Annotated in this window: 14 protein-coding genes; 3 read left to right on the top strand and 11 right to left on the bottom strand. The window is 45.6% G+C overall.

The genetic code is table 11. From position 1 onward, the window contains the following. Window positions 1–224 precede the first annotated feature (224 nt). The 4 genes from LQ567_RS07440 to LQ567_RS07455 form a co-directional block, all read right to left on the bottom strand. The gene (locus LQ567_RS07440; RefSeq protein WP_231003721.1) at window positions 225–872 is read right to left on the bottom strand and encodes a DUF4998 domain-containing protein; all 648 of its coding nucleotides are present in this window, start codon (window positions 870–872) and stop codon (window positions 225–227) included. Between the two features lie 111 nt (window positions 873–983). After that, on the bottom strand, window positions 984–2,198 hold the full coding sequence (locus LQ567_RS07445) for a DUF4959 domain-containing protein (RefSeq protein WP_231003724.1): 1,215 nt from the start codon (window positions 2,196–2,198) through the stop codon (window positions 984–986). 27 nt (window positions 2,199–2,225) lie between these two features. Continuing rightward, window positions 2,226–4,160, bottom strand: coding sequence for a RagB/SusD family nutrient uptake outer membrane protein (locus tag LQ567_RS07450; protein ID WP_231003725.1), 1,935 nt, complete (start codon window positions 4,158–4,160; stop codon window positions 2,226–2,228). A gap of 9 nt (window positions 4,161–4,169) precedes the next feature. Then, the gene (locus tag LQ567_RS07455; RefSeq protein ID WP_231003726.1) at window positions 4,170–7,361 is read right to left on the bottom strand and encodes a SusC/RagA family TonB-linked outer membrane protein; all 3,192 of its coding nucleotides are present in this window, start codon (window positions 7,359–7,361) and stop codon (window positions 4,170–4,172) included. 504 nt (window positions 7,362–7,865) lie between these two features. Between LQ567_RS07455 and LQ567_RS07460 the strand changes: the two genes are divergently transcribed. The 3 genes from LQ567_RS07460 to LQ567_RS07470 all read left to right on the top strand — a co-directional run bounded on the left by LQ567_RS07460 (window position 7,866) and on the right by LQ567_RS07470 (window position 10,608). Next, window positions 7,866–8,732 carry an AraC family transcriptional regulator gene (locus LQ567_RS07460; RefSeq protein WP_231003728.1) on the top strand — a complete coding sequence of 289 codons (867 nt, stop codon included), beginning with the start codon at window positions 7,866–7,868 and terminating at the stop codon, window positions 8,730–8,732. A 171-nt stretch (window positions 8,733–8,903) separates the two neighbouring features. Then, entirely contained in the window at window positions 8,904–10,160 is a 1,257-nt protein-coding gene (locus LQ567_RS07465) for a PQQ-dependent sugar dehydrogenase (RefSeq protein ID WP_231003729.1), read from the top strand. 1 nt (window position 10,161) lies between these two features. Next, window positions 10,162–10,608: a c-type cytochrome gene (locus tag LQ567_RS07470; protein ID WP_231003731.1), complete on the top strand. Its 447-nt coding sequence runs from the start codon at window positions 10,162–10,164 to the stop codon at window positions 10,606–10,608. Window positions 10,609–10,776: 168 nt separating this feature from the next. Here LQ567_RS07470 and LQ567_RS07475 read toward each other — a convergent pair whose 3' ends face one another. The 7 genes from LQ567_RS07475 to LQ567_RS07505 form a co-directional block, all read right to left on the bottom strand. After that, on the bottom strand, window positions 10,777–11,916 hold the full coding sequence (locus tag LQ567_RS07475) for a glycoside hydrolase family 88/105 protein (RefSeq protein WP_231003733.1): 1,140 nt from the start codon (window positions 11,914–11,916) through the stop codon (window positions 10,777–10,779). 56 nt (window positions 11,917–11,972) lie between these two features. Further along, a complete protein-coding gene (locus LQ567_RS07480) occupies window positions 11,973–13,682 on the bottom strand; it encodes a RagB/SusD family nutrient uptake outer membrane protein (RefSeq protein ID WP_231003735.1) in 1,710 nt (569 codons plus the stop codon). An 80-nt stretch (window positions 13,683–13,762) separates the two neighbouring features. Beyond that, entirely contained in the window at window positions 13,763–17,089 is a 3,327-nt protein-coding gene (locus tag LQ567_RS07485) for a SusC/RagA family TonB-linked outer membrane protein (protein ID WP_231003737.1), read from the bottom strand. A 207-nt stretch (window positions 17,090–17,296) separates the two neighbouring features. Then, window positions 17,297–18,334, bottom strand: a complete 1,038-nt coding sequence (locus LQ567_RS07490) for a FecR family protein (RefSeq protein WP_231003738.1) — start codon at window positions 18,332–18,334, stop codon at window positions 17,297–17,299. A gap of 171 nt (window positions 18,335–18,505) precedes the next feature. Further along, window positions 18,506–19,096, bottom strand: a complete 591-nt coding sequence (locus LQ567_RS07495) for an RNA polymerase sigma factor (RefSeq protein ID WP_231003740.1) — start codon at window positions 19,094–19,096, stop codon at window positions 18,506–18,508. A gap of 291 nt (window positions 19,097–19,387) precedes the next feature. Beyond that, the gene (locus LQ567_RS07500; protein ID WP_231003742.1) at window positions 19,388–20,935 is read right to left on the bottom strand and encodes a glycoside hydrolase family 28 protein; all 1,548 of its coding nucleotides are present in this window, start codon (window positions 20,933–20,935) and stop codon (window positions 19,388–19,390) included. 9 nt (window positions 20,936–20,944) lie between these two features. Further along, the gene (locus LQ567_RS07505) at window positions 20,945–22,342 is read right to left on the bottom strand and encodes a heparin lyase I family protein (RefSeq protein WP_231003744.1); all 1,398 of its coding nucleotides are present in this window, start codon (window positions 22,340–22,342) and stop codon (window positions 20,945–20,947) included. Window positions 22,343–22,475: the final 133 nt, after the last annotated feature.

Raw genomic sequence — 22,475 nt, forward strand, 5'->3', positions numbered from 1 at the left:
TTATATGAACCGGCCGGATTTCTGAACAATGAATCTGCACAACTGCAATAATACCTTTTTAAAACAATGCGGTCTTTTAATAAATCATCCAACTTATAAACAATTTCGGCAGATCTCAATGACACGCCCGCCGAACAAAGAGTAATGACATGAATGCCAAACAGCGGTGTATTCAACCGCTGCCTGACTTCCAAATCCAAATTGTCCTGCCTCTGTAATCATCTTTATGGTGTCACCGCTTTATAACTTGTATAAAATGTATCAATGGCCTCTTTACCAGGTAAAAATCCGGTGCGATAATTAAATGTTGCCCCCGGTTTATAATTATACAGGGTATCTGTATTAGAAAACCCCCTCGAGCGGCCCAGATTATCAAACCGCTCCGTAAGCAACAGCGTAGCCGGCTGTCCCCCGTCATTGGTATAGTTTACCTCCACAACCGCAGTTTGCTGAGCCGCACCAAACCATTCCAACCAAATATCTTTGCCATTGGGCGCTTTTTTTGCAGATTTTAACGACCGGTTAAAAATAGAGTTCGCGTAATTGTCTCCATAAGAAACCCCCGCAATCTCTGATTTTACGGATGAATGCCCCTCATTGTCATAAGTATACACCTGGAAAGAATACAGTCCTTCATTCAAATTATTGACAACAACCTGTATCGTATCAATCTTCCCGGTTTTCTTTACCGGTACGGATAAAGAGTCGGCCCCGTTATTCCAGAAAACTTTACACAACGTAATTTTTGGATCCGAAACCAGCTCCCAACTCAATTTCACCCGGTTCCTGCCCGGATAAGCGGTTAAGCCTTCCACCCGTCCAGTATATACAATTTCGCCATCCTTTATAAAATCCTCATAATTACTGCTCATTTTCCCACAGGCGCCAGGCAGTAAAATGATAACCATCCATAGCCCAACAAAACAGACTATGCGAGCATATGTTTTTATCTTTTTCAATCGCATCTTAATAATTTTTTGTTGTTATTTATTCTGCTGCCCCCAAAGTGTCAGTTCAAAAAGATGGAAAAATCCGGTAGCTCCGCCGATCGCATCCCAGCAATCAATATTTTTCCAGGCAATATAACGCACTGCGGGAAGGCCTTCTTTAAACTCATATTCCTGGCCGGCATTCGCCACGTCAATATCTTCATTGCTATTCTGGCCGTTCGGCAGGCCTGATGGCTTTACCATGATCTGTCTGTCCAGTAATATCCAGCTATTTACATCCGAAGGTGTATTGGTACCCCAGATCTCCCATTCATGTGGATTTCCGTGTCCCCATACAAATCCGCCGTTGCGCTGCCAAATTTTATACCGGCTAAAATTTGCCTTTACACCAAGGTCAATCGGAATCCATATAGGCTGATCGACATTCTGTTTTGTATGAAACATAGACCCTGTATTCCCATCATACCAATTCTTCATCGGATAACTGCTGGAATAATCCACGGCCTCGATCATTTTAGCACCTGATTTCGGCAGCGGATCCCGCTGGGGAATCGGATACTTTTTACGGATATCCACAAACTTGGTTTTATCCAGCTGTTCTTCATAGATCGGCTTCAACTGGAAATCCATTGTATCGGAAAGATTATTCCACCGATCGCGCACCACTAATCCAAACCGTTGCATTACAGAATCCTGCCCTCTCACCTTAAACAAACCACTATCGAGCGCCGTATAACTGGCGTCGATCTGTTTCCACTCCTTTAATCCCTCATCCCATTTCAAGGCAATAATGACAACATTGGCTCTGTCATCATTTCTAAACTCAACCGAAAAACCACCGAAAGAAGTTTTTGTAGTTAAAGAGTTACGCACTTTTAAAACAGGAGGAGTGAGCGGCTTAATTTTTACGACAACCGGCGACGAAACCTTTTCTGCGCGACTTACCGCATATATTTGTACATCATGCTCGTTGGTATCTCCAAAGCCTTCCAGCGTAATGGTATTTGCCAGGAATGAAGCCTTGGCTTCTTTTGTTTCGCCGTTCACCGTATATTCAGCTTTTACATACAGCAAATTTTTATTCGCCGGCAACGTATAGGAGATCTGTGCGCCGCCAGATGTATTCGTAACAGACACGTCGCTAACGGGGTCCGGTGCAGACATATCTTTATCGATCGGCGTATTTTTTGCTTTTTGGCAGCTTGTAAAGGCCATAATAAATAATCCAATATGAAAAAGAGTCTTCATTGTATTTTTTTTGATTATTGATCTGATTTACCAGCCTGTATTTTGTACCAGGTTTTTGTTAATTCGTAGTTCACTGATCTGTATAGGCCAGAGGTAATTGCGCAGGTCGAACCGTTGATTAAACATCAGCATCGGGTTATAATAAGGTACGGCGTCCTTTTGCGTAATATCCCATCCCCTTATAGGTCCATTCAGTTCTACATGCGCAATTTTCCATCTCAGAAGATCCCAGAATCGCTGTCCCTCAAACATCAGTTCAATTCCCCGTTCCTGCTGGATAATTGCCCGCATCCCCTGTTTACTTTTAAACTTAACAGGATCTTTGGAATGCTGGCTCCAGGAATCTTCAACAGATTGCAGCCCTGCCCTGGCCCTAACCAGGTCAACCCAGTGATAAACATCTGCTCCCGGCCCCTGTGCTTCATTCAGCGCCTCGGCATACAGCAGGTACAGATCCGACAACCGGAGCTCCGGCCAGGGATATTGCACCGTATTGCTGGTAATGTTTCCATCTGCAGCAACCGTTGTTTCAATATTAACCAATTTTTTAGGATAGTACCCTGTGATGGAGTAGTTACTGATTCCCTGCCGTGCGGCCGTTTCACCAGCACGGCCCTTTACATACAACAAACCAGTAGCGGCATAAACATTATAGTTATTGATCCAGTTGCCAAACCAGATACCCCGGTCAAAACCCAGTGAAGCATAAAACCGCGGCTCCCGGTCAAAATTAAGTTTTACCGTTTCCTGTCCCTTCGCAATATAATACTGGTCGGCATCTCCTGCGGTTCGCAAAGCAAACCGGTCGTTAAAGTCCCATTCCGGATCTTCGGTAATGGGTACCCCGTTCTTCGAATAAAACAGCTCTGCCATTTTAATGGTAGGCGCGATAATGCTCTTTGCATTAGAAGTACTCGTAAAGGGCGCAAGGTTGGCCATGGAAAAACGCTGTATATCACCGGCACGGCTGTCTGTATTGGGCCAGATCACTTCAGGATTATTGAATTTATTAGTTATTGCCGTACGAATATCCAGTTGCTTTTGTATGGTATCATTGATAATATACCCGGTATTTCCCGGAAATGTAGACAGGCTGTACCCGTTTGCAGTGCAAAACTCAATCGCATCTCTGCAGGCCTCCGCTGCACGCACCCATTTGGCCGGGTCCTCCGTTTGCGGGAACAGCGGTCTTCCCTTATTATCAATTAAAGAAGCATAACTCGTATTGCCATTAAATAATGGACTGGCTGCTGTAACGAGTACCTTGGCTTTCACCGCTTTCACGATACACTTGGTGATTCTGCCCAGTTCAGCATTTTCTGTTCCTGAAATCCGGTCCGGCATAAGATCACTTGCAGCTGCCTGATCCAGGAGCGAAACAATGTAATTTACACAGGAATCAACCGGCTCCCGGTACACTTTTACTTCTTCCGGTGAAGCTGAGATCGGAAGATTTTCCTTGGTTAATGGTATAGGGCCATACAGTCTGAAAAGGTAGAAATGATAATACGCCTTTAAAAATATTACTTCTGCCTTCCAACGCTCCCGTTCATATTCATTCAGATCGGGCACTTTGTCTACATTTTCCAAAAACGTATTGCATTTCCGGATAGCCTGAAACAGCGAGGTTCCGCGAGATGAGCCTGCCCAGAAATTGCCCAATGGATTATCTGCATTCTGCAGCCCCCTGGCAATATTATGATAGGTTGCATCCACATCCCTTATAGGATCCATGTACCACACTTCATCGCCGCTGTTAAACGCGGGGTTATCATTAAAAGAAGCATCACCGGGGAGATAGGAAAAGCAGGAGAACAGGTAGCGTTCAGCAGAAGTCCGTAAGGTAAATGCACTTTCAATGGTTGCGATACTATCCGGCACCACATTCAGGTATTTTTTACAGGCCGAAAACATACTTATTAACACCAATAAGACTGTTGTATTTTTAATAATTCTACGCATACAAAAATTTTAAAATGAAGCATCAATACCAATAGTAAAAGTTTTCTGCAAAGGATATCTCAATCCATCACCGCCCATTTCCACATCCCACAGGTCAAACTTGCTAAAGGTGAAAAGATTTCCGCCGGTAAAATAAATCTTCAGTTTTGTCATCTTTATTTTGTTGGACAAACGTGAAGGAACCGTGTAGGCGCCCTGCAATTGCTTTAAGCGGAGAAAAGACCCATCGCGCATAAACCAGGTGCTGGACTGGTTATTATTGGAATTAGTGGTGTAGCTTAACCTGGGCCACAATGCATAAAGATTCCGGTTATCTTCAGACCAATGATCGTCGGCATAGGCCTTCAGCAGCTGGTTTTTTAACTGCACATCAGCAGGCGCCGGATCATCGGAACCATACCTATAGGATATGAATGGCGCTGTAGACTGCGGATTGATCCAAAAGGAGCTTCTGGCAGAACCCTGTGCAAAAAATGAAAATTCAAAATTTTTATAGTTACCAGACAACCCAAAGCCATACACAATTTCCGGCGCTGTAGGAAATCCAATAGGTACCATATCATTTTGATTGATGACGCCATCACCGCTTACATCCCGGAATTTGATGTCGCCACCACGGGTTACGGTACTCCCGAAAACCTGGCTGGGAGAGCTTCTAACCTCTTCATCATCTACAAAAAGGCGTTCGGCAATATAGCCCCAGCTCTGGTTAACCGGCTGCCCCTTTCGGTATAACCACGGATAAGGGTATTCGGGTTCTTCGTATGCTTCAAACCGGTTCTTTGCATAGGTAAAATTGCCTATAAACTGTAACCCCAGATCATTGGTTACTTTTTGGTTATAATTCATATTGATATCAATAGACCGCGACCGTGCTTCTCCCACATTGGCCTTGGGAGTTGCTCCTTCAAGCCCCATAGACAGCGGTATTGATGCCCGGTCCATTAAAATATTATACCGGTGCTCAATAAAATATTCTGCAGTGATATCCAATTTACGGAAAAGGGTTGCCTCTAGTCCAAATGTTGAATTCCGGGCCGTTTCCCAGGTAATTTCGCTGTTGTTATAGCGGGACACAGAAATACCATTTCTCGTGTAGCCGCCATCGGTACCAAAACTGAACTTATACGCATCGTCATTCATGTTTACATTGGAAAGATAGAAGAAGCGATCGGAAGCACTTCCGATTTCGTCATTTCCACCCAAACCGATGTTCGCCCGTAACCGGAGTTTAGAAAAAACATTCCGGAGCGGCGCAAAGAATGCTTCGTTGGAAACCGCCCACGCTACTCCAATGGACGGAAAAAAGCCGAACCGGTGCGTTTTATCAAAACGCTCAGACCCATTATAGGCAAAATTCAGCTCTGTATAGTAACGACTGTCATAAGAATAAGTACCACGGCCACCCAATGTAATATTGCGCTTGGGAAGCGAACGCTGCAAGGTGGTTTCGTTTCCATTGGCATCATTCTGAATAATAAATAGTGCCATCCCTGTTACATTATGTTTTCCGAAGGTTCTGTTATAGTTAGATGCCAGTTCTCCACGGAATGTTGACAGCACGCTCTTACTTCCCGGTACAAAATCAATATAATCGGAACCCGTTTCCGCATTCAGATCCCGCAGGATAAAGCTGTTTGAAAATTTATCATAACTGGCGGGGGTTACATAAAAGGGTTTATAGGCCCTGGTAACCGTAAAGTTGGCCCTGCGGTTGGTGGTCATCATTCCGCGCAAGGACAATCCAGGCGTTATGATGGAAGAAAGATCCTGGTTCAGCTCAATCTGAGAGCCCATTAAAGAGTTGGAGTATTGTTTATACCCCCTTGTCATATCGGCATAAGGATTAAAATAATTACCTGTTTCAGCATTCCCGAAAAGTATATGGTTTACAAACCGGTGCGTTGAGTCCGGCTGATAGTAAGGCCGGAACAATACAGGGCTGGTACGCATAATATTCATGTACATGGCCGCTCCAGACGTGATCGGGCCGGTATAGCCGTCAAAGGTTCCAAAAAGCCGCACCATTGCTGAAGTGGTTTTGGTTACTTTAAGATTTACATTTGAGCGGATGGTATAGGTCTTCAGGCTGATATTTGTATTGAAATTATTGCGATGATCAACCTTCAGGTTACCATGATCTTGGTTCATTGATCCGGCGATATAATAAGTGGCCACACCACCACCGCCACTTAAGTTCATATTCAGGCGCTGGTTATTGGTGTTTTTGGTCAGCATTTCATTCTGCCAGTCAACTGTAGGAAACATTTCGGGGTTTATGCCGGAAATCGTATTGTCAATTTTACTTTGAGAATACGGCAATATCCCCAGTGGGTTTCTCGTTAACACCGCTTCATTTTCCAATTTCATATAGGTTATCGGATCCGAAATTTGCACCATTTTTGTAGGCGTTGATATTGAATTTTCAAATCGTATATTGATTTTTGCACGTCCCTCCTTTCCCTCTTTGGTTGTAATAAGAATTACACCGTTAGCACCCCGTGAGCCATAGAGCGCATTGGCCGTGGCATCTTTCATGATCGAGAAGCTTGCAATATCATCCACATTTAAGCGGGCCAGTTCCGTTGTGGTATATTCCATACCATCGATCAGAATCAGCGGATCTTTTTTATATCCGAAAGTAGTAGCACCCCGTACAAAAAATTCCGCATTATCTGCACCCGGTTCACCGGAGCGCTGATAAGCAATAATACCGGCCACTCTTCCGGCCAGGGCCTGTGTAAGGTTACTCGAAGGGATCTTAAGATCCTCCGGCCTGACGGTAGTTACAGAACCGATAACCGATGACTTCTTTTGTGTACCAAAAGCTACAACAACGATTTCGTCCATCTTACTATGCGACACTTTTAAAGAGACATCGATCACCGATTGCCCCTTTACCGGCAGCTCAACGGCTGTGTAGCCGCTCATTTCAAAAACAAGCACGGAATTTTCACCGGGCACATCCAGTATGTATTTTCCATTTGCATCCGTTGTGGTTCCAATAGCTGTTTGGTCCTTTACATAAACGGTTGCTCCAAATAACACACCGGAAGAATCCGTTACAGTTCCCCGGACCTCCTTTTTACTTTTACTTGCCGCCTTTTGTTCCTGTGTATTTCCGGCAAGCGGCACAAGAAAGAAGGCTCCCAATAAAACAACAAGCAGGCAGATTTCTTTTTTGATTTTTAACCAATTCATAAACAATTAAATAAAATAATAAATGATCAGCAATTCATAAAACGAAGATTGATCTTAGCAGGATGGCAAACTGGTAGTTCTCAACAAACTCGTTTTAGCTTTAATTTGGACATATGCAATCGACAGCAATATTAGAATGCAAAAACGGCCGGGCAATTCGTTATATTAACAAGTTGCTAAACAATCTTAACATATATATCAAATCAGAATAACCGCACCATCAAAATAAAGTGGTTTAACCAGGCAACGCGGATCAAAGCACTTTCACTCAACCGGATTCCTGTAATACGAAGGGTTATATAATACACTACGGCCACATTATCCCTACCCATTGCGGCGGCCCTGGAAACAGCCAGGCGGGGCCTGGCTTTGAAGCCCGGGGGCGTACCCGATACCCGTCTATTTTACGCAAACGATTGCATAACATTATTTTTATACAGCATTTGATAACTGTACTTTTATTGTATTGCTTTTGTACTGATTGCTTGATAAAAACATCTTGATATGAAACCCCAACTACTTAAGGTTCCTACCGAACCTCAAAATTCGTTCAGCCTCAGAAAAGATTCAGTTCCTTATATAAATAACAGGTGGCATCTGCACGCAGAGCTTGAACTCATTTATTTTAAAAAGGGAAAGGGAACCCAATATATCGGCGATAATATTTCAACATTTCGAGAGGGCGATGTTGTACTGGTAGGTTCAAATCTCCCGCATTATTGGCGATTTGCAGACTCATTTTTTGAAGACAATCCCCAGACAGTCGACGTACGGGTTGTTCATTTTTCACAGCATTTTTTAGGCAAACATTTTTTAGAGCTGCCCGAAAATCTCGAAATCAAGGAAGTTCTTGAGCGCTCAAAACGAGGATTGCAAATAAAAGGCGCAGCACGTGGCCAGATCGGCGCTCTGCTGGAACAACTTTCGGAAGCGGAAGGCAGTCAGCGGATCTTATTAATGCTGAAGGCACTTACGATGCTTGCTGCAGAAAAACAGTGCTTCGAACTCTCTTCAGTTGGCTTTCGCCCCGACTTTAGATCTGCGGATGAAAACGAGCGCCTACAGGCCATCCTGGATTATTCCGCAAAACATTTCAAACGAAAAATCACCCTTGAAGAAATTGCAGACATAGCAAATATCAGCCCCAGTTCTTTTTGCCGGTATTTTAAGTCGAGAACCCGTAAAACATATTCCAGGTATCTTATTGAACTCAGGGTGGGTTATGCCTGCCGGCTTCTTATTGAAACCAATACATGCCTGAAACGTTTGTGTTTTGAAAGTGGTTTTAATAATTTCACCAGTTTTCATAAATATTTTAAGATCATTACCGGCCGCAGCCCGATGATCTATCAGAAGGAGTTTCTGGTATAAGCGCGTTGGCCTGGCAGGACAGATGGCGGATCCTGAGATGGTGGTATACCCCAAACTGCACGATGCCAATATCAGTTATCAAATTGCTAATAACGGATATTGGCATATCCCCTGAAATACCCATATTCGTTCTATTATAAATAACATATAAATCTGTCAAGCAATCAATATATGAAAATAAAATCCATTTTAAAAGCATGCGCCTGCCTGCTCTTTTGGAGCAGCCTTGGTTTAAATACAACGGGCCAGTCGCAAAATGCCGGACTAAAACTGCCACCCGGGTTTTCAGCAAAAACGATACTGGACAGCTCCGGCAAAACCCGGCATCTTGTAGTACTTCCGGGCGGATTGATTTATGTAAAGATGGCCCGTCCCTGGAAGGGGAATGGAATCATGATATTAAAAGAAGACAATGCCGGGAAAGCCTCAATAGCGGGAGGATTTGGCGACTATGGCGGAACAGGGATCTATGTAAAGAACGGTTATTTATATGCTTCTTCCAATGAAGCTGTTTTTCGTTATAAACTCAATGAAAAAAATGAGGTATTGACTCCTGACCAACCCGAACGCATTATTACGGGATTGAAAATGGGCCGCCAACATGAAACGAAATCGATCGTGCTGGACAATGACAATAACATCTATGTAAATATTGGTTCCCCAAGTAATTCCTGCCAGTTGCAAGACCGGCAACCAGGCTCATTGGGCGTCCCTGGCTGCCCACTGCTGGACTCTGCCGGCGGTATCTGGCAGTTTCGTGTGGATAAGGCCGATCAATCCTATTCCCAGGGCATCCGTTATGCTACAGGGTTAAGAAATGTAGTAGGACTCGACTGGAACCAACAAAACAACACGCTATTTGTAACCCAGCACGGAAGAGACCAGCTGAATGATTTATTCCCCGCATTTTATACGGCCCAACAAAATGCAGAGCTACCCGCAGAATGCTTGTATATGATCAAAAAAGGAGATGACGCAGGTTTTCCCTTTGCGTATTATGATCAACTTCAGAAAAAATATATGCAGGCCCCGGAATACGGCGGAGATGGAAAAAAAGAAGCCGGGAAAAAATACCTGGAGCCGGTAGTTGCCTTTCCCGGGCATATGGCTCCTAACGGACTATTATTCTATACCGGCACTCAGTTTCCTGAAAAATACAGAAACGGCGCTTTTGTAGCCTTTCACGGATCCTGGAACCGGACCCCGCAAAAGCAGGAAGGATATTATGTGGTTTTTGTTCCATTTGCCAACGGAAAGCCTTCGGGGAACTGGGAGGTTTTTGCTGATGGATTTTCAGGTCAGGCAGAAGTAATGACGCCCCGGCAGGCCAAACACCGCCCCTGTGGGTTAGCCCAAGGGCCCGATGGCGCCCTGTACGTTACGGATGATGTAAAGGGAACCATTTACAAAATAGAATATAAAAAATAAAATGCGAAAAGTCTTCACATTGGGTCTTGTGATTATTTCACTGACCGGTTTTGCACAATCTGCTAAAAAACCAGTCGCCAAGAAACCCGTTACTCATGTTTCAGCAGCAACGCTTTCGATAAACAGAGGGAAACTGGTGTATCAAAAATTCTGCATGTCCTGCCATCAGGCAGACGGCGGAGGCGTTCCAAATTTAAACCCTCCGTTAATTGGCACCACAGGGGTCTTGGGTAATAAAAACAGGCTGGTTAAAATAGTAAGAAATGGGCTTCAGGAGCACGTTGAAATCGACGGCGAGTTTTACTCCAATAATATGCCCCCCTTTAAGATGTTGACCGACCAGCAGGTGGCAGATGTATTAACCTATATACGAAGAAGTTTTGGGAATAAGGCTACCCCTGTTTTAAAAAGTGAAGTATCCCCGTACTATGCAAAAGGGAAAAAGTAATTAGATCGGCCTTCAAATTCCGGACTATATCATTTAACAACGACGCCCTGATGAAGGAATAGTTACGGCCAGCGTTATTTCAACGGCAGCAAGGCAGCAGTAAGGGATTCACATGAATAAAGAGGCCTCACTCTAAAAAGTGAGGCCTCTTTATCGTTTGCGGAAAAATTATCGCAGCAACGCCGTTGCACACCAAAGCAAGGGCGCCTGGCCGTGCAGGTCACCGGTATTCCGTTTGCGATCCATATAGTACTGGAGATCGTTCTTTTTATTGGTTCCTTCACAAACATCTGTAATATCGTTCTCCGTATTGATATACGTAATCAACGCCAGCCAGGCTTTCCGGGCCGCCGGCGCATACATCTTTTTATCCAGCCAACCCTCTTTTACCCCGGTAATAAAAGCGCATGTAAACATTCCTGTACAGGAAGTTTCTTTCCAGGAATCCGGGTTGTCAATCAGCTGCCGCCACATACCATCTTCAGCCTGATATTTAAGCAAGGTTGCCATCATTTTCTGGTATCCTTCCATAATACGTGAACGGTTGGGATTGTCTTTGGGTAACGAGCGCAGTAATTCACTCATCCCTACCGCCATCCACCCATCGCCCCGCCCCCAGTAATAAGGAACACCCGGTGCATGGTAAAACAACCCATTGGGCTGTTGCAGTGAATCCAGGTAAAATACCATTTCATTTGCAGCCTTATCAATATACATCCGATCTCCGGTAGCCCGGTAGGCCTGGGTTTGAACAGCTGTTAGCATAAACATGTCATCTATCCAAAGCCGGGTTTGCCAACTCAACCCTTTGCCATAAAACCGATGCGAATCAGCTGTTACCATTTTCCCTTCAGGAGGTCCCCACTGTTTATCTGCCATTCGCTTACCGATAGACAAATAACGCGGATCTTTTGTTTGCATATACAATTCAAAGGGCACAGCTCCAAACACTGTACGATCCACATGATCCGGAGTGGGAATCAGTGTATCCCTGCTTCCGAACAAAGGCGTAAAGCGATCGGCGAGTTGCCGGACCAATGCCTTATTACCCGTTTCCTTTGCAAATGTAAGTGCACCATACCAGGTACAGGTTTCCGGGTACGTAATTGATTTAGGAGGCCCGGGACGGTTAAAATTGGTATGCGGCGTAATTATAAAGCGCGCGGCAATCCGGTCTCCTATTTCCTTTGGTGAGCTGCCGGTTGGCCAGGATTTAAATTCCTCTACTTTGGACAACTGCGCCACAGCCGTTCCAAAGCCGGAGCATAGTACGAAAGTACCGGCAACCCATATATTCGCTGATTTCATATAACGTTCGTGATTTTTCTTATTCTTTAAATTATTGCAAACCCGAATGTCGGTCTCTAAAACCATCCGGGGTTTTGCGGGTAAACTTCTCCCGTGGTTACAGCATCGATCTGGTTTTGCGGTATCGGACGCAGTACATGAAAATCTTTAATATTGGCAGCGGCCTCCGGGTTGTAGTTCTTTGTTTTTACCCGGTCGATCAGCTTGCTGGTCCGCACCAGGTCCAGCCAACGGGTGAGCTCGCCGCATAGCTCCCGGCTACGTTCATCCAGTATAAAATCAAGCGAGGGAATATCCGCCACATCCATTACGCCAGGGTTGGCGTTTGGATAGGCCGCCCGCCGTCTTACAATGTTGATGTTCTGGATGGCGTCTGCCATGCTTGCGCCTCCCATATAAGCCGCTTCTGCGGCAATGAGATAGGTTTCTGCAAGGCGGTAAACGATCACCGGACGGATGGAAGGGTAGTTCATATCAGCCCTTTTGGTATCATTATACTTTTTCATATAAGGGCTCAGGCTAATTGTGTAGTTATTCGGGGGCATCAACAGGTACCTGGAAGCAGCGATCTCCGCGTTGGTTGCTGCCCGGCCAGGCATATAAATCGCCGTATCTCCTACTGAAAATTTTGGCTTACCCACCGCTGCATCTGCCGGAGCTCCGGGAGGAAGCGGAGCCGTCCACTTGGGTATAGAAGCTGCGTTATTACTATACCATACGGTCTGGAAGGTTTTATTATACCGGGTATCATTTACCCGCTCCTGGAATGCCACATCGGTTAGCCAGCGGGTTGGCACACAGCGAATATAAGGCCTGCCGTACAGCACGTCCCGTTTCATTCCTCCTACGTCTTCATATTTTGGCACCCACATATGATTTAATACATTATCGGACCCGCCGCTGTTATTGGGACCATTGTACGCCAGGTTAGAGGTATGCTGAACGGTCCATATAACTTCGTTGCTGGCTTCATTGCCTTCTGCAAATACCTGTCCAAAATCCTGCAACAACGAAAGCCCGCTATTATTGATCACCTCCATGGCATTGGTATATGCATTCTTGTAATCATCAGCTTTTTTTGCGGCGGAGCCCGCTCTTGCAAGGTATACCTTGGCCAATACGTGCAAGGCCGCTGCTTTGGTGGCCTTTCCAGGCAACACACCTCCGCTTTTGGGACTTAAAGGAAAAGCGGGGGTACCTATCGCATCGTTGAGATCCTGAATGATAAAATCATATACCGCCGCCAGGGAAGCACGTGTTGCAGACGTAACAGGAGTGGTCTGAAAGTTTTTATTCAGTGTTACATCTCCCCAAAACTGTACCAGCAGGAAATAACAGTTTGCCCGCAGAAACTTTGCTTCCGCCACCATCCGCGCTTTTTGTTCGTCCGGGATCCCGGCTACTTTGGGGGCGTTTTCAATAACCCCGTTACAGGTATTGATATTTGTGTAGCACTCCTTCCAGATGGCTGCAACGGTACCATTGGAAGTGTTATAGTTGCTGTTATATTTATTAATATCATTGTTCCCATCCTTTCCTGTATAAAACTCATCCGTACCGATTACAGTCATAGTAAACAGGTTTTGCGTGCCCCAAAGGTTCCGGGTACCTGCGTAAGCAGCATCCAGGCCCTTTTGCAATCCCTGTGTGGTTGAAAGAAACTCAGGAGTCAGTATGGAATGAGGTTCCTCCCTTAATTGTCTGGAACAGGCCGAAACAATCACCATAACCAGTATGCCATATATACTATAAAATTTCGTTTTCATTTCTATATCTTTTGTAGCCCGCCGTCGGAGCAAGCCGTTGTAAATATTAATCCCGTATCATTTCTGTTCATCTGTAACTGCTAAAAGGTAATGTTAAGTCCGAAAAGGATTGAATACGTTGCCGGAGTATCCACATTGATCTCTCCCCGGTTATTACCGCCATTAATCGCTTCCGGATCGATCCCCTTGTACACGCTCCGGTACTTTGAAAACAGGATGAACGCATCATTGGCTGTTACATATACTCTTGCTGACCGCAGATTTGCTTTCAAAAATGAAGCAGGCAGGTTATATCCCAGTGTGAGGCTCCTTATTTTAACGAACGTGCCATCAAAATATCCGAGGGTTGAATTATTAGGCGTATTGGTAGAGGCGGCGTTGGCTTTTGGCCAGAAGTTCTCATTATTCTCTGGTGTCCAGTAATGCACCCGCAGGTTGTTGTAATTCCCCTGGAAGGTATTGGCAAAACCACTGTTGTGCATACGGCTGGTAATAGTGCTTCCAAAACGGCCAAAGGCCACTACCGTAAAGTCAAAGTTTTTATACGCCAGTCTGTTGGTAAAGCCGGCAGACCATTTGGGCTGACTTGAGCCCAGGATCACCCGGTCGCTGGCATTGATCTTACTGTCGCCGTTTACATCTTCTACCCTGATGTTACCGATCACCGATCCGGTTCCGGCCAGAGAAAGGCCCAGGCTTTTTGCAAGTGCTGAATCCGCTGCAGTATTTTGCCAGATCCCGATCTTCCGGTAATCATAGATCGTTCCGATAGGATACCCCACAAACCGGCTATTGGTAATATCCATTAAAACGCCTTCCTGCAATTGTGTGATCTTTCCCCTGTTTAAAAAGAAATTAATATCCGATGTCCAACTCAGTTTACTACGCCCGTCACCGGCGATATTCACTGTATTCAGCTGAATTTCGATCCCTTTATTCTCGGTTTTTCCCACGTTGGTCACTATAGGATTGGAAATCCCCGATGTGGGTGGCAAACTTTGGGGCAGCAGCAAAGAGCTCGTTGCCTGTTTATACAGATCAATTGCGCCGGAAATACGGCCATTAAAAAAACCGAAATCCAGGCCGATATTCGTAGTGGCGGTATATTCCCAGGTAAGATCAGGATTCGGCACATCTGAAAGATAGACGCCGGTGGTTGTTTGATCGCCATAATTATAAACAGCCGCGGATAACGCTCCAAGAGTCTGGTACGGATCAATCGCTGTATTCCCTACCTTTCCATACCCTACCCTTAATTTAAGATTGGTGATAAAGAGCGCGTTCTTAATAAAATCCTCTTCGCCCATATTCCAGGCCAATACCCCGGAAGGAAATGCCTTGAACTGATTACCCGGCGCCAGTCTTGACGAGCCATCGGACCGCACCGTAACGGTGGCCAGGTATTTATTTTTGAACCCGTAATTCAAACGTCCCATCAGCGAAACGATATCCCATTTCGCATAACTTCCAACCCCTTTCAGATTCGAGCCAAAGGTGGGATTATAGTACCAGAGCTGGTCAGCAACAATATCATTATTATCAAACTGGCTGGTTTGCCCCTGCGATTCCTGCAAGCTGAACAAGCCGGTAAAATCCAGTTTATGTTTTTCAGCAAACACCCGGTTATAGGTAAGAATATTCTCCAGGGTATAGTTAGTTGAAAACTCGGTTCTGTTACGGGAGGTAGACAGTCCGCCAAGATTGTTGGAGGTAGCACTGGCATAAAAGTTACCATAGATATCCGATCGTATTTCCGCACCGGCATTAAACTTATATTTCAGCCCCTTTGCCAGGTTTACGTCCAGATAAAGTGTGGTAAAAGTACCCGTTCTTTTCCGGTTCTCTACTTTTGCACCTTCCACAAAATCGCCCAGGGGGTTCCATACCTGGTTGGCACTGCCCGGCACAAACCCCCAGAGATTGCCATTTTCATCATACGGTGTAGCCAACGGACTTGCCCGGAGCACCTGGCCCATCGGATTGGCATTTTCTCCCTTTGTGATACTGTAATTATTTAGCGAGCTCAGCCCGATTTTAAAAGCCTTTCCCAGTTGCTGATCCACATTGATTCTTACAGAGTACCGTTCAAAGGATTGCCCGGGGTAGATGCCCGTTTCATTATGATACCCTGCCGACATTGCATATTGTGTTTTTTCCGACCCACCCGAAACACTAACCTGGTGATCGGTATTCAGGCCTTTTTTATAGATCAGGTCCTGCCAGTCCGTACTACGCCCCATATTCATGGATTCAATTTCCTGCGTTGCAAAAACGCCATCTTCTATGATCTTTGGATCATCGATGCCCGTATACTTGCGATTGCCGTTACTTAAAAAGTTGCCGTTATAGGCGGCCCATTTTTTCAGCAGCGCAAATTCCTCGCCATTCATCACCTCAATCTTCCCCAGGTTCTTTACATAGCCGGCATACCCGCTATAGGAGATCACGGCTTTACCATTGCGCCCTCTTTTACTTGTAACCAGGATCACGCCGTTAGCACCTCTCGATCCGTAGATAGCAGTTGCGGATGCATCTTTCAAAATTTCCACAGAAACGATATCATCCGGGTTAAGATCATTGATATTACCGTTATAGGGGATGCCGTCTACTACAAATAACGGTCCGTTATCTGCACTGATGGAGCGCACTCCCCGGATCCGGATCACCGGAGATGCCCCCGGCTTACTGTTACCACCGCCTTTTTGGATATCAATACCGGCGCCCCTGCCCTGTAACGCCTGGGAGAGGTTGGCTGCCGGCACCTCCCGCAGGGCTTTCTCGTTTACCGATGTGATGGAACCGGTAATATCCGATTTTTTCTGGGTGCCATATCCCACCACAATTACTTCGTCGAGCTTTCCATCGCTTTTTTCCAGGATGATCCCGGACGAAACGGCAGCAACAGCCACTTCCTTCGTTTTAAAGCCCACTACCGAAATAACAAGCACAGACTGCTGATCCTTTACCTCTATAAGAAAACTACCGTCATCATTGGTAACCGTGCCATTTGAAGTTCCTTTTTCCACCACATTTGCCCCCGAAACCGGCAGGCCATTTTCATCGGTCACGGTTCCCTTCACCGGCAGTTCTGCTACAATTCCATCCTCATTACCGGTAATCACAATCAGGCCCTTGTTCATTTTCTTATAAGAAAAACCAGTGGTTCTTAAAACCTTCTGCATGACCTCGTCAATACTGGCATCCTTTGCCAGCACGTCAATTTTCTGCCGGCTCAGGGCCACGCTGTCGCTGTAAACAAAACGGTAATCGTACCGGGCCTCAATACCCCTCAAAATGGCCATAATTGAGATATTGGATTGCCTCAGATTGATTTTTTCCTGGGAAAAGGTGTTGATCGCAACGGCCTGACTGGATGTTAAGAACGTTATTAATACGGCAAGCTTCATTACCAACAGGTATTTAATAATTAATTGGCTCCTGACGCACACGCCAGGGCAATCTTTAATTTTCATATTTTTGTATTCATTAAAGTGATGGAATATTGCTGTCCAGGCAATTATTTCGGTCTTTATCCGGCGGAAAATGTTGCAAGCATTTTCCGCTATTTTTTATATACTATGTTTCTTTTCTCATATGGGATCATTTTTAAAGCGTTATTTATAAAGCAACACGTTATTCTTATCGATCTTGTATTGAATTCCTGTGGCAAGACGGAAGGATTCCAAAACTTCAGTAAGGCTTTCATCCTGAAAAATACCGCTGAGCCTGCGGTCTAAGAGCGCGCTATCCTGTACCCGGATCGCACAGCCGTAATAACGCTCCAGAATTTTCACAATCGTTTCCAGCCGCTCCTGGCTAAATACCAGCCGGTTCTTCAACCACCGGGTCTCCGGAGCCATCGCTTCTGCTGAATCATAGTCCACTTTAAGCACTGCGATCTCGGGAAGGTCCTTTTCACCGGAAGTAGCGGCCATTACCGGGTTTCGCACAATTACTTTTTCCATTGGTCTCAACAGGATCTTTCCGGCCTCCTTTCTTTTAAAGGCCACTTCCACCGCACCCTCCATCAATGTTGTTTGTGCACTGGCTTCATCCCGGTACGAGCGCACATTAAAAGCAGTACCCACAGCTGTTATATCCATAGATTGCGTATGAACAATGAAAGGATGCGCTTTATCCTTAGCCACTTCAAAATACGCTTCCCCGGTCAGGTATACGGTTCTGGTTTTTGCCCCAAATGTATGATCGTAGGTCAGCCGGGTATCTGCATTTACCCATATTCTGGTTCCATCCGGCAGAATCAGGTTGGTACGGGACCCTTTGGCCGTGGCCACTACTGCGGCTTCGGTACGTTGACCCTGGCGGTGCATAAAAAAATAAAACAACCCGCCTGTACATAACACAAGAAGTACGGCTGCAGCGGTCATCCACTTTGCCGGAATGCTGAATATCCGCCCCTTTTGCTTTCTTTCTGCCTGCCCGATCCGCTTCCTGAGTTTTTCCAACGCTGCATCGTCTTTTTTCCCGCTGCTAAACATCGGGCCTGCTCCTGAAATCGCCTTAAGCGACTGCAGGATGGCCGCATATGACGCATTGGCCGCCAGGGCCTCATTGAGCTCCTTTTGTTCCAGCAGTGTTATTTCACCGCTTTCTTTTTTTCTTATCAGTTCAATAAACCGGGTCCGTTCCATAAAAAACGCGCTTACAGACTAAGAGTACCGGACAGATAAAAACCCTTAGTCGTTAAAAAAAAATTGAACTAATTCATAGGAATTTTCGCAACATTCCTGAGAATCAGGTATTCATGCTGCTATTGGCCCTCCCGATGAAAAGCCTGCTTTTGTATATTTTTCAAAAAACGGTTAAATACCGGAACTTTTACCGGGCTTGCAGGAGCCCAGGTGTTGAGATGGCTCCAATTCCAGGCATTCTACAATCCGGCTGTAGGCCAGTCGCATGTGGGCTTCCACGGTCTTTACCGAAATTTCCAAAAGGTGTGCTACCTCTTTATAACGAAAACCATCCTCCTTAATTAACCTGAAAACCAGCCGGCACTTATAGGGCAGGTTATTGATCGCGTTTTCCAGCAATTGCCTGGTCTCCTTTCTAATAATAGCCGTTTCCGGGCCGCCATCTGCCAGCGCAATCCGTTCGCCCGCTTCTGCCATCAATGGTGCAACCCGCCTTCGGGATTTAAGATCGTTAACCGCATTATTTTTTAAGGCATGATATAAATAGCTTGCAGGTCGTTCGATCGCTGTAAGGTTTTTCCGGTTTACCCAGAGGTTTACAAAAAGATCCTGAACCAAATCCAATGCGGCGTCCTTATCTTCCACAAGTGTAGCCGCAAAGGCCTGCATGCCCGGAGCAAAATGAAGATATAGTTTTTCAAATGCCTCCCGGCAGTCGTTTGCAGCCGCCCGGGCAAGCCAACTTTTTATCATCTCGTCCATACGCGCAAACCAATTTATAGCATGCCGGCGTAAAGCCATTATTTTTCGCGTTCCGCCTTTTTTTACTGCCTTAAGCAGCGCTTCTCTTAACCGTTCCGTAAGCCTCCTAAATCCAAGCCTTTACAAACAACTGGCGTTCCGCGCATATTAAAAACACGATGAGGGAATACAGCCCCCGGCAATCGGGCTGCGCTATATCCACTCCCTTGTACCGCATAGGAAAACCACTCGTCGTATACACATATCCAGTAGTCCTTATGTCTTATGGTTTTGCTTTGATCTATTTAACGATCAGTTAAGCATACGCTTTATCCCGGGTGTTTTATTAGCCCTTTGTACAATTCCTGTTTTACTGGCCGCATCCGCTTCAATAAAGGATTTTGCCGGAGCGGATGTTTGTATTTCCTGCAGCGTCAGGTTCCCTGATCCTTTTACTTTAAAAATAGCATCCGGATGGCCTGAGGCCCGGAATGCACATTGGGTCATTTGTGCGCGCTGTACATCTTCCATAAAAACAGCAGGACGCAGATCCGGTTTCTTCACCCGAACTTCCAGGTCCCTTATCCGGATATCCTGTGCATGACGCAACCACAAACCATAGGCAGGTATTACCGGGCCAAAGGTCTTTACCTCCGGGTACTGGTCAATTGCCTCGGGAACCGCTACAGCAGCCTCGTCAGCGGAACCTCCGCCGGGTAAATCGATGCGGATCTTTTCAAGCGAGATGCCGGAAATCTTATGCTCCGGCACCCCGGTGATCAGGATACCGGTGGCCGATTTTAGCTGCGTACTGTCCGCTGATACTGCACTAATATTTTTCAACACCACATTTTCAAAAAAACCGGTTTTTTGCTGCACATCCTGGCCCTTACGAAAAACACTGAGCCTGGATCCCAAACGCAGCAGTATCGGCGTGCGGATGTTGGTCATTTTTATATCGGTAATCGTTACATTCCTTATCGGTGCACCATCCACCGATAATAGTTTGATGCCCCCGTTCCGGGTATCATAGATCACACAATCGGAAATGTAGATATTCTCAAAATCGGCCATAGATTCTGTACCCATTTTGATACCGGCCTGACTGCTTTTTAATCGCAGACCGGTTGCCCTGATATTCTTACAGGCCATTTTACTGGAGGTTGTTTTAAAAACCAGGGCATCGTCTCCGCTCACTACATCACAATTGCGAATCGTTACATCCTGACATCCATCGATACCGATACCGTCATTATGCGCAACCCCCACACTTATAATTTTCAGATGCTCAATCTGGATATTTTTCGACTGAAAATAATGTGATGTCCATGCTCCGGCATATTTCAGCGTTACGTCCTTAATCTGAACCGCTGTACAGCGCACCACACGTAACAGAAAGGGACGACGTCCCCAACGCTGTCCTTCAGGCCTGGTATCCCGTAAAATATGAGCCGCCTTTAATTTGCTCCCCTGACCATCAATGGTTCCTTCTCCTTCAATACCAATATGCTTCCGGTCAACCGCCACCAGTAACGCCCAGCCCACGTCAATTCCCAGGCCCTCGGTAAACGGATCCAGGTTGCGGTAATCGTCAATATCGGTACTGCCCAGCAATGTAGCGCCTTTTTGAAAATGCAGGACAACATGGTCTTTAAATTCGATGGTACCAGATAGATATACACCCTCCGGGAAATGCACCTTTCCTCCTCCACTCTTATTGCAGGCATCAATCGCCTTTTGAATGGCTGCAGTATTCAGCGTAATGCCATCTCCTTTTGCCCCATAGTCTGTAATGGTTACATCCGCAGCTTTTACACTGCACCAGAGTACTGAAAAACAGATCAAGAATATTGACTTCATACTTATTTTTTAATCATGCACCTGTCCGGGATTCGGGTTCGGATTCTTCTCATAGATATTAAAATCTGTCAGCCACAGGGATTCATTCTTTAATAAGGGGCTTTGGCCAACCGGGTTCCGGTCCAGCCGGCCGCCAGCCAGACTCCTGTAAATACCGTACTTATTACGCATGTAAGAACTCCCTTTTCTCCACATATCGATGTTTTCATCCTTATAATCGACCAACACCTTACCATCTTTTACGCGGGTGATCTTACAGGCGTAATATCCGTTGTGTGTATAATGTACTTCCTCCTTTACCTGCACCCATTCGTCCTCAAAATCAGCCAGCGGTATGTTATCAACGATCGTGCCCTTGCCGGTGCTGGCCCCGTCTACCGAATGAATGATCTGTATCCTTTTATTTCCGCCACTGCTGCTTGCGCGCGGTGTGATCGTAATGAGCGGGCTACCGTTATTGGGCCCATCCTGGGCTTTCAACTGATGAATGTGACAAAAACTGGTGGTGGGCTGAAATCCCTTTGGCAGTTTAAATTTCCATTCCAGCAATTGCCATTCATCCCAGTTGCCCTGTACTTTAGCCCAGGTGGTATTATTGGTAGCAGATTTCATTTCATTCCGCTGCCGGTCTACTGTTCCTGAACTGCAACGATCGCCGTCAATTACCGGATCAATATGAATATTGAAACGGAATACGTACTTATTGAAAAACGGATCCAGTTCCGTATCACAATGAATGCCATCCGCATGTCCGCCATACCCGCCGCTGCAATTCGGATGCTCCGAATAATCGAATCCGAAGCCCTTCATATAGGTATTGATCGCATTGTATTTTTTTCCGGGCATTGTTGAATCGGATTGCATAGAAGCGGTAAGCTGATAACCGCGTCGTCCGGGGCCCTGCAAACTCAAGGCACTGCAGCTGGTTCCCGCCTTAACCCATCCTGTGGTGTTCACCCGTGCATAGATGGTATCCAGCTTTATTTCCACTATATATTGATCGGCTGCCCCCAGTTCTTCAAACTTGACAAAATTTGTTGCCAGAATCCCACAGGAAGTATTTCCGTTCGTATTCTTCAACTTGCTTGTCCAATCAACCCCATTGATCCGGGCCGATATAATATTATTAATTGTAGGACTGGCCTCATCCGGATTTCCCAGGTTTAATATAAAATAACCAATGTCTTTTGCCTTATCTGTTTTTGTAATTGTGTAAATCCATATATAATCGTTTAGAGCCTGTGCCGTATTCAGGCTAATCTTATAACTACCTGGGTTTTGAGAACCGGATTGGGTATTTTCGCTTGCAGCACTTATTTCGCCGCTGAACGGATTCCTGGTACTGCAAGCAAAAACAGACAGAATCAGGATAGCAATCATTAAGCTCACTCTTGTAAAACTTTTCATACTGTATTATTTATTTGATGAATATCGATCTTCCCCGTAATTATAATACCTATGCACGCTTTTATTAAGGACAATCCACCGGTGCCTCAGATCAGCAATCATCAACAGCAAGGGCCTTCTTCCACTACTTACA

It is taken from the genome of Niabella pedocola, from assembly GCF_021044425.1.
GTDB classification, from domain to species: domain Bacteria; phylum Bacteroidota; class Bacteroidia; order Chitinophagales; family Chitinophagaceae; genus Niabella; species Niabella pedocola.

Bases quoted from the DNA above. Each gene is read 5' to 3' on its own strand.
- LQ567_RS07440 (WP_231003721.1), bottom strand. From the start codon at position 872: ATGAGCAGTAATTATGAGGATTTTATAAAGGATGGCGAAATTGTATAT.
- LQ567_RS07445 (WP_231003724.1), bottom strand. From the start codon at position 2,198: ATGAAGACTCTTTTTCATATTGGATTATTTATTATGGCCTTTACAAGC.
- LQ567_RS07450 (WP_231003725.1), bottom strand. From the start codon at position 4,160: ATGCGTAGAATTATTAAAAATACAACAGTCTTATTGGTGTTAATAAGT.
- LQ567_RS07455 (WP_231003726.1), bottom strand. From the start codon at position 7,361: ATGAATTGGTTAAAAATCAAAAAAGAAATCTGCCTGCTTGTTGTTTTA.
- LQ567_RS07460 (WP_231003728.1), top strand. From the start codon at position 7,866: ATGAAACCCCAACTACTTAAGGTTCCTACCGAACCTCAAAATTCGTTC.
- LQ567_RS07465 (WP_231003729.1), top strand. From the start codon at position 8,904: ATGAAAATAAAATCCATTTTAAAAGCATGCGCCTGCCTGCTCTTTTGG.
- LQ567_RS07470 (WP_231003731.1), top strand. From the start codon at position 10,162: ATGCGAAAAGTCTTCACATTGGGTCTTGTGATTATTTCACTGACCGGT.
- LQ567_RS07475 (WP_231003733.1), bottom strand. From the start codon at position 11,916: ATGAAATCAGCGAATATATGGGTTGCCGGTACTTTCGTACTATGCTCC.
- LQ567_RS07480 (WP_231003735.1), bottom strand. From the start codon at position 13,682: ATGAAAACGAAATTTTATAGTATATATGGCATACTGGTTATGGTGATT.
- LQ567_RS07485 (WP_231003737.1), bottom strand. From the start codon at position 17,089: ATGAAGCTTGCCGTATTAATAACGTTCTTAACATCCAGTCAGGCCGTT.
- LQ567_RS07490 (WP_231003738.1), bottom strand. From the start codon at position 18,334: ATGGAACGGACCCGGTTTATTGAACTGATAAGAAAAAAAGAAAGCGGT.
- LQ567_RS07495 (WP_231003740.1), bottom strand. From the start codon at position 19,096: ATGGACGAGATGATAAAAAGTTGGCTTGCCCGGGCGGCTGCAAACGAC.
- LQ567_RS07500 (WP_231003742.1), bottom strand. From the start codon at position 20,935: ATGAAGTCAATATTCTTGATCTGTTTTTCAGTACTCTGGTGCAGTGTA.
- LQ567_RS07505 (WP_231003744.1), bottom strand. From the start codon at position 22,342: ATGAAAAGTTTTACAAGAGTGAGCTTAATGATTGCTATCCTGATTCTG.